The sequence below is a fragment of the Oceanibaculum nanhaiense genome (assembly GCF_002148795.1).
GTDB lineage: Bacteria > Pseudomonadota > Alphaproteobacteria > Oceanibaculales > Oceanibaculaceae > Oceanibaculum > Oceanibaculum nanhaiense.
On record NZ_MPOB01000001.1, the window covers coordinates 108,329 to 120,767 of the forward strand.

The 12,439-nt window shown below is 66.6% G+C and carries 12 protein-coding genes; all 12 read right to left on the minus strand.

Features of this window, described 5'->3' with window-relative positions:
- Positions 1-29: 29 nt before the first annotated feature.
- Positions 30-1,556, minus strand: coding sequence for a transcription termination factor NusA (nusA, locus tag BKM74_RS00485; protein WP_086463743.1), 1,527 nt, complete (start codon positions 1,554-1,556; stop codon positions 30-32).
- A 35-nt stretch (positions 1,557-1,591) separates the two neighbouring features.
- Entirely contained in the window at positions 1,592-2,098 is a 507-nt protein-coding gene (gene rimP, locus BKM74_RS00490) for a ribosome maturation factor RimP (RefSeq protein ID WP_086463744.1), read from the minus strand.
- Between the two features lie 149 nt (positions 2,099-2,247).
- The gene (gene trmB / locus BKM74_RS00495; RefSeq protein ID WP_086463745.1) at positions 2,248-2,973 is read right to left on the minus strand and encodes a tRNA (guanine(46)-N(7))-methyltransferase TrmB; all 726 of its coding nucleotides are present in this window, start codon (positions 2,971-2,973) and stop codon (positions 2,248-2,250) included.
- A 15-nt stretch (positions 2,974-2,988) separates the two neighbouring features.
- Positions 2,989-4,149 carry a methionine adenosyltransferase gene (gene metK, locus BKM74_RS00500; protein ID WP_086463746.1) on the minus strand — a complete coding sequence of 387 codons (1,161 nt, stop codon included), beginning with the start codon at positions 4,147-4,149 and terminating at the stop codon, positions 2,989-2,991.
- Between the two features lie 220 nt (positions 4,150-4,369).
- Positions 4,370-4,831: a helix-turn-helix domain-containing protein gene (locus tag BKM74_RS00505; protein ID WP_086463747.1), complete on the minus strand. Its 462-nt coding sequence runs from the start codon at positions 4,829-4,831 to the stop codon at positions 4,370-4,372.
- A gap of 100 nt (positions 4,832-4,931) precedes the next feature.
- Positions 4,932-6,518 carry an apolipoprotein N-acyltransferase gene (gene lnt / locus BKM74_RS00510; RefSeq protein WP_086463748.1) on the minus strand — a complete coding sequence of 529 codons (1,587 nt, stop codon included), beginning with the start codon at positions 6,516-6,518 and terminating at the stop codon, positions 4,932-4,934.
- Entirely contained in the window at positions 6,515-7,333 is an 819-nt protein-coding gene (locus tag BKM74_RS00515) for a hemolysin family protein (protein WP_245825684.1), read from the minus strand. The genes lnt and BKM74_RS00515 overlap by 4 nt, the downstream gene beginning before the upstream one ends.
- A gap of 129 nt (positions 7,334-7,462) precedes the next feature.
- Positions 7,463-8,002, minus strand: a complete 540-nt coding sequence (gene ybeY / locus BKM74_RS00520; protein WP_086463750.1) for an rRNA maturation RNase YbeY — start codon at positions 8,000-8,002, stop codon at positions 7,463-7,465.
- The gene (locus BKM74_RS00525) at positions 7,999-9,030 is read right to left on the minus strand and encodes a PhoH family protein (protein ID WP_086463751.1); all 1,032 of its coding nucleotides are present in this window, start codon (positions 9,028-9,030) and stop codon (positions 7,999-8,001) included. The genes ybeY and BKM74_RS00525 overlap by 4 nt, the downstream gene beginning before the upstream one ends.
- A 12-nt stretch (positions 9,031-9,042) precedes the next feature.
- Positions 9,043-10,431: a tRNA (N6-isopentenyl adenosine(37)-C2)-methylthiotransferase MiaB gene (gene miaB, locus BKM74_RS00530; RefSeq protein ID WP_086463752.1), complete on the minus strand. Its 1,389-nt coding sequence runs from the start codon at positions 10,429-10,431 to the stop codon at positions 9,043-9,045.
- 116 nt (positions 10,432-10,547) lie between these two features.
- Complete coding sequence (locus BKM74_RS00535) at positions 10,548-11,480, minus strand: lysophospholipid acyltransferase family protein (RefSeq protein ID WP_245825687.1); 933 nt, start codon at positions 11,478-11,480, stop codon at positions 10,548-10,550.
- An 18-nt stretch (positions 11,481-11,498) separates the two neighbouring features.
- Positions 11,499-12,431 (minus strand): GNAT family N-acetyltransferase, encoded by a 933-nt coding sequence (locus BKM74_RS00540; protein ID WP_086463753.1) that lies wholly within the window; start codon positions 12,429-12,431, stop codon positions 11,499-11,501.
- Positions 12,432-12,439 lie beyond the last annotated feature (8 nt).

Genomic DNA, 12,439 nt, shown 5'->3' on the forward strand with positions numbered 1-12,439 from the left:
TTCGACGGGCGGCTGTTCAGCGGGCGCGATCAGTCTTTCGCCTCCGCGTCTTCATCCTCGAACCAGTGTGCACGCGCCGCCATGATGATGGCGTTGGCCTCTTCCTCGCCCATGGCGAGCGGCCCGAGATTTTCACGCAGCTCATCGCCGGCCAGATCGCCCAGATCGTCCAGCGTCTTCACACCGGCCTCGCCGAGCTTGGCCAGCATCGCCGGGGTAAGGCTCTCCAGCGCCGCCAGCTCGTCGGTCACGCCCAGCTCCTTGCGGCGCGCCTCGAACAGTTCGTTCTGATGTTCCAGATAGGTCTGGGCGCGGGCCTGCAGCTCGGCCGCGACATCCTCGTCGAAGCCTTCGATCTCGGCGATTTCCTCGACCGGCACCAAGGCCACTTCCTCAATCGAGGAAAAGCCTTCGCCAACCAACAGATGGGCAATCACGTCATCGACATCCAGCGCTTCCATGAACAGCGCGGAACGGGTCTTCACCTCATCCTGCCGGCGCTCGGATTCCTCGCTCTCCGTCAGGATGTCGATATCCCAGCCGGTCAGCATGGAAGCCAGGCGCACATTCTGGCCGCGGCGGCCGATGGCGAGGCTGAGCTGGTCGTCCGGCACGATCACCTCGATGCGGTGCAGCTCCTCGTCCAGCACCACCTTGGCGACCTCGGCCGGGGCCAGCGCGTTCACCACGAAGGTGGCGGGGTCCGGCGACCAGGGAATGATGTCGATCTTTTCGCCCTGCAGTTCCTGCACCACCGCCTGGACGCGGCTGCCGCGCATGCCGACGCAGGCGCCGACCGGGTCGATGGAACTGTCCTTGCTGATGACGCCGATCTTGGCGCGGCTGCCCGGATCGCGGGCGACCGACTTGATCTCGATGATGCCGTCGTAGATTTCCGGCACTTCCTGGCTGAACAGCTTGGCCATGAACTGCGGATGGCTGCGCGACATGAAAATCTGCGGGCCACGCGGCTCCTCACGCACATCGTAGATGTAGGCGCGCACACGGTCGCCCTGGCGGAAGCTTTCGCGCGGCAGCAGCTCGTCGCGGCGCAGCACCGCCTCGGCGCGGCCCAGATCGATGGTCACGTTGCCGAACTCGACGCGCTTCACAAGGCCGTTCACAACCTCGCCCACGCGATCCTTGTATTCCTCGTACTGGCGCTTGCGCTCGGCTTCGCGCACCTTCTGCACGATGACCTGCTTGGCGGTCTGCGCGGCGATACGGCCGAAATCGATCGGCGGCAGCGCGTCGACGATGAACTGGCCGGGCTCGATCCCCGGCTCGATCTCGCGCGCCTTGGCGAGCGTCATCTGCGTCGCCTCGTTCTCCACCTCTTCGACCGCCTCGCGATGGCGGGTCAGGGCGATCTCGCCAGTCTTCCGGTCGATATGGGCGCGGATGTCATGCTCGTGCCCGTATTTCGAACGACCCGCCTTCTGGATCGCCATCTCCATCGCGAGAATCACCTCCTCGCGGTCAATGCTCTTCTCCCGGGCGACGATGTCAGCCACCTGGAGCAGTTCGGTACGGGGCAGAATTGCAGCAGTTTCCATCTTTTCAGCGTCTCACCTGGCTGTCACGCAGTCATTCAAGCGACCTTGGAGCCGTCATGCGCCGCCTGGCTGGCAGCGATAAGCTCGTCGGTCAAAATCAGTTTCGCCCTGGCAACGTCGGCGAGGGCGATATGCAGTTCCCCGGCATCGGTATCCATCACCACCGCGCCATCGTCATCGAGTCCCAGCAGCTTGCCGCGGAAGCGCTTGCGGCCTTCGACCGGCACCTTCGCGTCCAGCTTCGCCTCGAAGCCGGCATAACGCTCGAAGTCGCGCGGGCGGACCAGCGGCCGGTCGATGCCCGGCGAGCTGACCTCCAGCGTATAGGCAGGCTGGATCGGATCCTCGACATCAAGCAGGGCGGAAACCGTACGGCTGATGTCCGCGCAATCCTCGACCGTCATCGGCGCCTCGTCCAGCCGGTCCGCCATGATCTGCAGCACCGCCCGGTTACCGCCCATGAGCTGGACACGCACGAGATCATATCCCATCGCCTGCAGCGAAGGCGCCAGCATCTCGGCAATCCGGTCGGTCAGCTCCATCAACCCTTATCCGTCGGTCCGGCGGCCGCATGGCCACCAAGGGTTCGGGAAATAAAAAAGTGGGCGAGCGCCCACTTCCATCCAACCCAGCCATGCAACCTGATTAACGTGAGCCGTGATATATACCGATTCGCTGCGGCACTCAAGATTTATCCGACATCCTGCCCGCGCGGACGGCGGCGGAAGCGCAGATAGACCGGCCGGCGGCCCTGGGCCAGCGCCTTGCCCTCATAGCGTGTCTGCACCCAGTCGGCAGGCGGTTCGCGCCAGTCGCCCGGACGGCGGGCCAGCCATTCGAAGGCCGGATGTTCGGTGACATGCGCCAGCATCCAGCGCGCCACGCCCATATCGTCGCTGGCGATGCGCAGCTCCGCCCCGTCCTTCAGCAGGCGCGCCAGCAGGGCCATCGTCTCCGGCTGGATGAAGCGGCGGAAATGATGGCGCTTCTTCAGCCAGGGGTCGGGGAACAGCAGAAAGAAACGATCGACCGAGGCATCGGGCAGGCGCTCCAGCACCGGCCTTGCATCGTCGGCATGCACGCGCACATTGCCGAGCCGGGCTTCTTCCAGATAGCGCAGCAGACTGGCCACGCCATTCACGAACGGCTCGAACCCGATGAAGCGGGCTTGCGCATGGGCCTTGGCCTGGGCCGCCAGATGCTCGCCGCCGCCGAAGCCGACCTCGATCCACAGCGCATCGACCGGCTCGCCGAACAGCGCGGCGGGGTCGAGCGGCGCCGCCGCATCCTCTTCTGGCAGAGGCAGGCCGTAGCGCGGCAGCGCCTCATCGAACAGCTGCTCGCGCCAGGGGCGCAAACGCCTGCCGCGCCGCCGCCCGTAGAATTTACGGGCGTGGCCGTCCTCGTCGGAAGCCATCGGGAAACAGGTCCGTCAGAAGGCGCGCTTCAGCGCATCCGCCAGATCGGTCCGCTCCCACGAGAAGCCGCCATCCGCCTCCGGCGCCCGGCCGAAATGGCCATAGGCGGCGGTGCGGGCATAGATCGCACGGTTCAGCTGCAGGTGCTCGCGGATGCCGCGCGGGCTGAGATTGACCATCTCCTGCAGCACGGCGGACAGCTTATCCTCATCGACCTGGCCGGTGCCGTGCATATCGACATAGACCGAGAGCGGCTTGGAGATGCCGATGGCGTAGGAAACCTGGATGGTGCATTTCTCGGCCAGGCCGGCGGCCACCACATTCTTCGCCAGATAGCGGCAGGCATAGGCGGCCGAGCGGTCCACCTTCGTCGGATCCTTGCCGGAGAACGCGCCACCGCCATGCGGTGCCGCCCCGCCATAGGTATCGACGATGATCTTGCGGCCGGTGAGGCCGGCATCGCCGTCCGGGCCGCCGATGACGAAACGGCCGGTCGGGTTCACGTAGAACTCCTCCTCCGGGCACATCCAGCCCTCGGGCAGCACCTTCAGCACGTGCGGACGCACCAGTTCGCGCACTTCCTTCTGGTCGAGATGCCCGGCATGCTGCGTCGAGACGACAACCGAGGTGGCGCGCACCGGGCGGCCATTCTCGTATTGCAGCGTTACCTGGCTCTTGGCGTCCGGCCCGAACGGGCTGCTGGCCTCGGCATGGCGGGCGTCGGCCAGCGACTTCAGGATGGCGTGGGAGAAATGGATCGGCGCCGGCATCAGCGCCTCGGTCTCGCGGCAGGCATAGCCGAACATGATGCCCTGATCGCCGGCACCCTCGTCCTTGTTGCCGGCGGCGTCCACGCCCATCGCGATATCGGCAGACTGCTCATGCACATAGCAGTCGATATCCAGCGTCTTCCAGCTGAAGCCGTCCTGCTCGTAGCCGATGGCACGGACCGCCTCGCGGGCGGCCTCGACCATGGCATCGTGGGTGACGGGACCGCGCACCTCGCCGGCAAGAACCAGGCGGTTGGTGGTGGCAAGGGTTTCCAGCGCGACGCGGGATTCCGGATCGCCCGCCAGAAACAGATCGACGATGCTATCGGAAACGCGGTCGCAGACCTTGTCCGGATGCCCTTCGGAAACCGACTCGCTGGTGAAGAGATAATGCTTACGCGCCACCGTTGCCCCCGCTTGTGAACCTTGTCCGACTACCGGCCCCTTAGTATCAGTCTAAGGCCGCCCTCTTCCGCCTGCGTACACCGTGGTCACACCGGCGCGCATCCTGCTAAGCAAGGCCGTGCGGAAGCTGGAAAGCGGCAACTAGTTGCAATCTTTCCTGGCAGGGTCAAGGAAAATTAGCGTCGTGAAATCGGCGCGCCGGAAATGGAAGGCTGCGCCCTCAGCTCTTTTCGCTGTCGCTGCTGGCGAGCGCCTTGGCCAGTTCGAACAGCCGCTTGCGGACCGCCGGATTGGAGACCTTGTAGTAGGCGCGCACCAGTTCCAGCGTCTCGCGCTTGGCCATCGGATCGGCCTCGTAGCTGGGGCCGGCACTTTCGGCCAGCGCCGCCGCCCGCGCACCCTGGTCGGATTCGGGGGCCATATCGTCGAAAAAGAAGGAGACCGGTACGTCGAGCACGCGGCTCAGATCATAGAGCCGGCTGGCCCCGATGCGGTTGGCGCCGCGTTCATATTTCTGGACCTGCTGGAAGGTGAGGCCCAGCGCCTCGCCGAGTTTTTCCTGGCTCATACCCAACAGGGTTCGCCGCAGGCGCACCCTGCCGCCGACATGAACGTCCACTGGATTCGGTTTCCCGGTCCTTCCCACGCCCCCGGCCTTACGCCCCCGTCCTGTCAATGCCATTCTGTTCGATCTTTTTTTTGCCGTCTCAAAGGATATGTATGACTAATTAACCATACGTAAGTATGCCGTCAACCAGGAGATGGCTGTTCGATGAAGCATATCATCTAGTCGAACGTCTTCCGAAGCCTAATGTTGCCGCGCCCAGAAGGGCCGCCAGAAGCAGGGCGAGGCCCGCCAGCGGCGCATCGCCCCAGCGCGCATAAGGTGTCGGTGCCAGGGCGGCGGGCAGCGGCGCATCGAGGAAGCCTGTCTCTTCGAGGCCCAGACGGGCGACGACCCGGCCATAGGGGTCGACCACGCCGGAAATGCCGGTATTGGCGACGCGCACCAGCGGCAGCCCCTCCTCGACGGCGCGCAGCCGGGCGATCTGGAAATGCTGGAACGGCCCGGTGCTGTAGCCGTACCAGCCATCATTGGTGACGTTCAAAAGCCAGCCTGGCCGGTTGTCCGGGTCGGCGACCGCGCCGGGGAAGATCGCCTCGTAGCAGATCAGCGGGCTTACCGGCGGCAGGCCGGGCACCTGGAGGCTGCGCGGACCGGGGCCGCGCTGGAAATCCAGGCTGGTGGCGACAGCCGGCAGAAAGCCGAAGATGTCGCGCAGCGGCACATATTCGCCGAACGGCACCAGATGCGCCTTGTCGTAGGTCGCCTGGATCAGCCCGCCGGGGCCGATGGCGTGCAGGCTGTTCCAGTAGCGCGGCGGCTCCCCCGCTGCCCCACTGGGAGCCCGTTCGACGCGGATCGCGCCGGTCAGCACGGCGCCGCCATCGGGCGCCACCCGGCCGACCACCTCGCGTGCCTGGATATCCTCGCTCAGCAGATAGGCGATTGCGGTTTCCGGCCACAGCACATGCGTTGGGCGGGCTCCAGGTGCCGGTCGCGCCGACAGCTCCAGATGGCGGATCAGATGGTCGCGCGGATTGAGCCCGGCCCATTTCTCCCGCTGCGGAATATTGGCCTGCACCAGCCGCAGCAGCACACCCTCGACGCGCAGCGCCGGGTCGTCCACCGCCGGTGCGCCGGCCAGCCGGACGGCACCGCCGCCCCAGACCAGCACCAGCAGCGCCACCGCCGCGGCCACGGCGCCGCGCGACCGCACCGCCGGCAGGCAGGCCGCCAGCACGGTAACAAGGCTGAGGCCGTAGATACCGGTCAGCGCCGCCAGCTGCAGCATGGCGGCGGAGGGCGCCCAGACATAGCCGAGCAGATTCCACGGGAAGCCGGTCAGGATATGGCCGCGCAGATATTCCGCGACCAGCCAGAACAGCGCGAAACCCAGCGCCAGCGCGAGGCCGCGCAGCCTGAGCATATGCACCGCCAGCACGGCAAAGGCGGTGAACAGCGCCAGCAGCGCCGGAAGACCGGCGGCGGCCAGCGGCAGCAGCCACCAGAACCGCGCCGTATCGACGGTCAGCGCGTTGGCGATCCAGTACAGGCCGGCGACCAGAAAGCCGAAGCCGAAACTCCATCCCAGCGCGAAGGCCTGCCGCTTCGTGGCGCAGCCCTCGATCTGCCAGAGCAGAACGGGAAAGGCGACCCAGAGCAGCGGCAGCACGTGAAAGGGCGGCAGGGCCAGCGCGGCGGCAACGCCCAGCAGGGCCGCCAGGCCATAGCGCCGCCAGCCTATGAATGCCGCGCTACGGGAAGCAAGACGATCCGCAATGGTCCGCAGGCCGGACAAGCTCATTTACCGCTGGCGTCGGCCGGCATGCTCTGCGGCGTCTGCGGCAAATTGCGGATGCGCAGCCGCTTGATGCGGCGCGGATCGACGTCGGTCACCTCGAACTCGATGCCGCTATCGTGGCGCAGCACCTCGCCGCGCGCCGGCACGCGGCCGGCCAGCATGAAGACGAGGCCGCCCAGCGTGTCGGTCTCCTCGCGCTCCTCCTCGTCCAGCACCTGGCCGACGATCTCCTCGAACTCCTCCACCGTGGCGCGCGCATCGGCCAGCAGCCAGCGCGTGCCGTCGGCATCGCGATGCTCGATCAGCTTCGGCGCCTCGATGACATCATGCTCGTCATCGATCTCGCCGACGATCTGCTCCACCAGATCCTCGATGGTGATCAGCCCGTCGATGCCGCCGAACTCGTCCACCACCAGCGCCAGATGGATGCGCGCGGCCCGCATCTGCAGCAGCAGGTCCAGCGCCCGCATGGAGGGCGACACGAACAGCACCTTGCGCAGCAGATTCTTCAGCGTGACCGGTTTCTGCGCGCCCCAATACTGCATCACGTCCTTGATGTGGACCATGCCGACCACATCGTCGAGCGTCTCGCGATAGACCGGCATGCGCGAATGCGCCGCCTTGGTCATTTCCTTCACGAGGTCGGACAGGCCGGTATCCTCGGCCACGGCAACAATGTCGGCGCGCGGCACCATCACGTCGACGGCCGTAATCTCCCGGAGGCCCAGAATATTGGCGATCAGTTGCTGTTCGTCGGGGCCGATGGCGTGCTGTTCGCCGCCATTGCCCTCGATCAGCCCCTCGATGGTGTCACGCATGCCATTATCGGCAGCGCGGCGGCGTCTCAACCGCAACAGGCCGCCCAGGCGGCTCCATATCGAAGGATCTTCGGATGCCCCGTCCACACGGGGCTGGGTACTAGATGGCTCACTCATCGTAGCGCGGCGCTATGCCTCCTTCAAAAACCCGGCCCCCGCTTCTGCGGCGGGACCGAGCAGATAGGGGTCGGATATACCGAACCCGCTCAAGATACGGACCTCCAGGGCCTCCATTTCGGCAGCCTCGGCCTCGGTCTCGTGATCATACCCCAAAACATGCAGCGTCCCATGCACGATCAGATGCGACAGGTGATCGGCCAGGCTCTTGCCCTGCTCCGATGCCTCCCGCGCAACCGTGCCATAGGCCAGTGCCAGATCGCCCAGCGGCGCCGGTTCGCCGGGCAGCGCATCATCCGCATCGCCGGGAAAGGACAGCACGTTGGTCGGCCGGTCCTTGCCGCGATATTGCCGGTTCAGCGCCTGCAGCTCGGCATCGTCGGTGAGCCGCACCGCCAGCTCGGCCGGCCCGTCAACAAACCCCCCGGGCGCACCAGCCTCCGCCAGCGCGGCCAGGGCGGCGCGCTCCACCAGACCTTCCAGGCCGGGAACAGCCGCCTGCCAGGCCGGATCGGCGACATCCACCGCCACCTCAAGCGCCGCCGCGCTCATGCCGGTGTCTCCGGCGCGCCGCTGGACAGCAGCGGCCGCTCGCGCTTGTCATAGGCCTGCACGATGCGGGTGACAAGCGGATGGCGCACCACATCCTTGTGCGTGAACTGCACGAAACCGATACCCGGCACACCCTGCAGCGTTTCCAGCGCGTCGCGCAGGCCGGACCTGGCCCCCATCGGCAGGTCGGTCTGCGTCAGGTCGCCGGTCACCGCCATGCGGGAATTCTCGCCGAGCCGCGTCAGGAACATCTTCATCTGCGTCGGCGTGGTGTTCTGCGCCTCGTCCAGGATGACAAAGGAATTCGACAAGGTGCGCCCGCGCATGAAGGCGAGCGGCGCCACCTCGATCTCGCCGCTGCCGACCCTGCGCTCCACCTGGTCGCCCGGCATCATGTCGTAGAGCGCGTCATAGAGCGGGCGGAGATAGGGATCGACCTTCTCCTTCATGTCGCCGGGCAGGAAGCCCAGCCGCTCGCCGGCCTCGACCGCCGGGCGCGACAGGATGATGCGATCGACGCGGCGCTGCTTCAGCATCCACACGCCCATCGCCACCGCCAGATAGGTCTTGCCGGTACCGGCGGGACCAAGGCCGAACACCATCTCGTTGCGCTGCAGCGCCTCCAGATATTCCGCCTGGGTCGGCGAGCGCGGAGCGATGGCGCGCTTCCAGGTCGGCAGCGCCTCGGCCTCGTCCGCGAATTCCGCCATGCCCCCGGCGCCCGGTTCGTCCTGGTCGCGCAGCGCGAAATTGGCCGCCGCATCGACATCGGCGAATTCCGGCACGGTGGCGCGCTTGCCGGCGCGGCCGATGCGGTTCGCCAGCCCCTCGATGGCGCGCTTGGCGGCATTCGCATTGCCGATCACGCCGTCGATGGAGACCAGGTCGCCGCGATAGGTGATGGCGACATCCAGCTTCTGTTCGAGGCGCACCAGATTGCGGTCATGGTCGCCGAACAGGGTGGCCAGCAGGCTCGCATCGTCGAATTTCAGATGGATCGGCGGCTGGATCAGATCGGGCGTGGTCAAGCGGCCCCCTCGTCAGGATGCCAGCGCGGCGGGCGCGGCCGTCTCGACCGTTCCCGCCCCGACTGTACCCGCCAGCGAGTTCTGATAACCGGCGCTGATGACCGCCGGTACGATACTGCCGATCAGCCGCGGCGTGCCCTCAATCACCACCGATTGCAGATAGGGGCTCTTGCCGATCAGCTGGCCGGGGAACTTGCCGGCCTTCTCCACCAGCACCGGCAAGGTGCGGCCGGCCATCGACCGGTTGAAGCCGGTCTGCTGTTCGCCCAGCAGCGCCTGCAGTGCGGCCAGCCGTTCGGTTTTGGCTGCCTCATCGACCTGCAGCTCCAGCAGCGCTGCCGGCGTGCCGGGCCGCGCGCTGTATTTGAAGGAGAAGGCCTGGGCGTAGCCCACATCGCGCACCAGCTGCAGGGTCGCCTCGAAATCGGCATCGCGCTCGCCGGGGAAACCGACGATGAAATCGGAGGACAGCGCCAGGTCCGGCCGCGCGGCGCGCAGCTTCTCGACGATGCGCAGATAGTCCTCCGCCTTGTGCTTGCGGTTCATCGCCTCGAGGATGCGGTCGGAACCGGACTGCACCGGCAGGTGCAGATAGGGCATCAGCGCGGGCACCTCGCCATGCGCGGCGATCAGATCATCATCCATGTCGCGCGGGTGCGAGGTGGTGTAGCGGAGGCGCGCCAGCCCGTCGATCTCCGCCAGCGCGCGGATCAGCCGCCCGAGGCCCCAGTCGCGCCCGTCCGGCCCCTCGCCCTGATAGGCATTCACATTCTGGCCAAGCAGCGTGATCTCGACCGCGCCGGCGCGTACCAGACGGCGCGCCTCCTCCAGGATCTGCGCGGCGGGACGGCAGAATTCGGCGCCGCGCGTATAGGGCACGACGCAAAAGGTGCAGAATTTGTCACAACCCTCCTGCACCGTCAGAAAGGCGGAATGGCCCTGCAGCGCCTGTTCCTCGGGCAGATGGTCGAACTTGCTCTCGACCGGGAAATCCGTATCCAGCACGCCCCTTTCCCCCGGACCGCCGGACGCGCGGGTGGCGCGGGCCACCATTTCCGGCAGCCGGTGATAGGCCTGCGGGCCGAACACCATATCGACATAGGGCGCGCGGGCCATGATCTCCGCCCCCTCGGCCTGGGCGACGCAGCCGGCCACGGCCAGCACCATGCGCCCGCCTTCGGCCGCCTTGCGGTCCTTCAGCTGGCGCAACCGGCCAAGCTCGTGAAAGGTCTTCTCCGAGGCCTTTTCGCGGATATGGCAGGTGTTGATGATGACCATGTCGGCGCCGTCCGGCGTCTCCGCCGGGGCATAGCCGAGCGGTGCCAGGACATCCGCCATGCGGGCGGAATCATAGACGTTCATCTGGCAGCCATAGGTGCGGATGAAAAGCTTCTTCGCCAACGCTCGGTCCCAACTCCTGCCGCAACCGCCGGGCGTGCCGGCGGGGGTTTATCTTCGAAGGCCCTTATCTAGGCGTCCATGCTCCGGAAAACCAGTACGAATCCGAAAGCCCGGAGTCACGCCACCGCGCCAACCGCCCCGGGAGCCACACCCGGCACGACGGATGGCAAAGCCCCGGGGATGCCTTCCGGGACACCCCCACGGACACCCGCAGGGACACTCTCCGGCCCGGTTCCCGGCCCACCGGCCCCGGGACCCGGCACCACCGGCATCTCGCGGCCGGCATTGGCCGCCGTCACCCCCAGCAGCACCTGCTGCCCGCAATAGGCGGCCATCGCCTTGCGGTCGGGGAAATCGTCCAGCGTCACCGGCGGGTGGAAGCGCACGGTGACGGTGACCACGCCCAGCCCCAGCACGCGCCAGAGATGCCCGGCCAGCGCCATGTCGCCATACCATGCGAAGAACGGCCGCAACGACCGGCCGATCGGGATGCCGTTCAGCCGCGTATAGGAGATCGATACCGGCTGCACCTGCACCCGCTCGCCGTCGATGCGGGTCTCGGCGGCGGCGAACAGCGCGCTCTTGAAGGGCAGCACGCGGTTGCCGTCATTGCTGGTGCCTTCCGGGAACAGGATCAGGTTGCCGCCCTTGTTCAGCCGGCTGGCGATATTGTCGCGCTGGCGCCCGGCATGATTGCCGCGCCGCACGACGAAGACGGTGCGCTGGAGCTGGGCCAGCCAGCCGAAGAACGGCCAGGTCTTCACCTCCGACTTGGCGACGAAGCTGCCGGGAATCAGCGACCCCAGCACCGTGATGTCGAGATAGGAGGCGTGGTTGCAGACATAGAGCACCGGCGCACGTTCCAGCCGCTCGCCCAGCACCTCCAGCCTGAATCCCATGATCGGCAGGCATTTGCGGTGATAGAAGACCGGCAGCGTGCGCGCGAGATCGAGGCGCAGCGCCACCGCCAGCGCCTGCACCGGCATCAGCGGCAGGGTGAAGGCCAGATAGACCAGCAGTCGCGCGAAGGAAAGCAGGGAATTGCCCATTACTGCACCGCCAGCCTTCTACTCACCCCAGGCATCCTGCGTCGTCCGGGCATAATGCCGATAATAGCTCTCCTTCACCTGTCCGGTCTTCACGATGACGCAGACATCGGTGGTATTGAACTGCGGATCGATCACCGCGCCCTGTCCGACGAAGCCGCCCAGCCTGAGATACCCCTTGATGAGCGGCGGCAGGCCTGCCAGCACGCGCTTGGCGTCGTAGCCATCGGGCGGCAGCCGGTTCATCTCGGTGAAAAGTTCCGGCAAGGCGTGCGGCCGCAATTCCTCCGGCGCCAGATGATTGTGATGGAGATAGGACAGCGCCGGCGCCAGCTGTTCGACATCATTGCCGGGTAGGCTGGCGCAACCGAACATCAACTCGATGCCGTGATGGAAGACATAGGCGGCGATACCCCGCCATAGAAGCTGCATGGTCGGGCGGTTACGGTAGCGCGAATCGGTACAGGACCGGCCAAGTTCCAGGATCGGCCCGTCGAAGGCGAGGATCTTGGCGATGTCGTATTCGTCGGCCGTGTAGAAACCGCCATGCTTCGCCGCCGCCTCGCGCCGGATCAGCCGGTAGGTGCCGACCACCGATTCCGGCCCGTCACCCAGCGCATGATCGATGACCAGCAAATGATCGGCGACATCGTCAAAACTGTCGAAGTCGCGGCGCGCCGCCGCCATCTCCGGCGAGGGTTTGGCGTTCATCTCATCGTAGAACACGCGGTAGCGCAGCGCCTGCGCTGCCGCCACATCCTCCGGCGTCCGGGCGAGCCGGACTTCCAGCGTGCCCGAGCGCAGATCGCCGAGATCGGCTGGACCACCGCCTTCGGCGCCGGCCCCGCGAGTCGGACGTCCGCGCGAGAAAGCGGCCTCCCCGGCCGTCGTTTTAGTGCCGGGAGGTTCCGCGGCCGCCGCAAGAGACTGGGGCGGATGCGCTGGGTGCGACATGAGAAGCC

Coding starts and splice junctions, on each gene's coding strand:
- trmB (WP_086463745.1), bottom strand. CDS start 2,973: ATGGCTTCCGACGAGGACGGCCACGCCCGTAAATTCTACGGGCGGCGG.
- BKM74_RS00505 (WP_086463747.1), bottom strand. CDS start 4,831: ATGGCATTGACAGGACGGGGGCGTAAGGCCGGGGGCGTGGGAAGGACC.
- BKM74_RS00535 (WP_245825687.1), bottom strand. CDS start 11,480: ATGGGCAATTCCCTGCTTTCCTTCGCGCGACTGCTGGTCTATCTGGCC.
- ybeY (WP_086463750.1), bottom strand. CDS start 8,002: ATGAGCGCGGCGGCGCTTGAGGTGGCGGTGGATGTCGCCGATCCGGCC.
- BKM74_RS00515 (WP_245825684.1), bottom strand. CDS start 7,333: ATGCGTGACACCATCGAGGGGCTGATCGAGGGCAATGGCGGCGAACAG.
- nusA (WP_086463743.1), bottom strand. CDS start 1,556: ATGGAAACTGCTGCAATTCTGCCCCGTACCGAACTGCTCCAGGTGGCT.
- rimP (WP_086463744.1), bottom strand. CDS start 2,098: ATGGAGCTGACCGACCGGATTGCCGAGATGCTGGCGCCTTCGCTGCAG.
- lnt (WP_086463748.1), bottom strand. CDS start 6,518: ATGAGCTTGTCCGGCCTGCGGACCATTGCGGATCGTCTTGCTTCCCGT.
- BKM74_RS00540 (WP_086463753.1), bottom strand. CDS start 12,431: ATGTCGCACCCAGCGCATCCGCCCCAGTCTCTTGCGGCGGCCGCGGAA.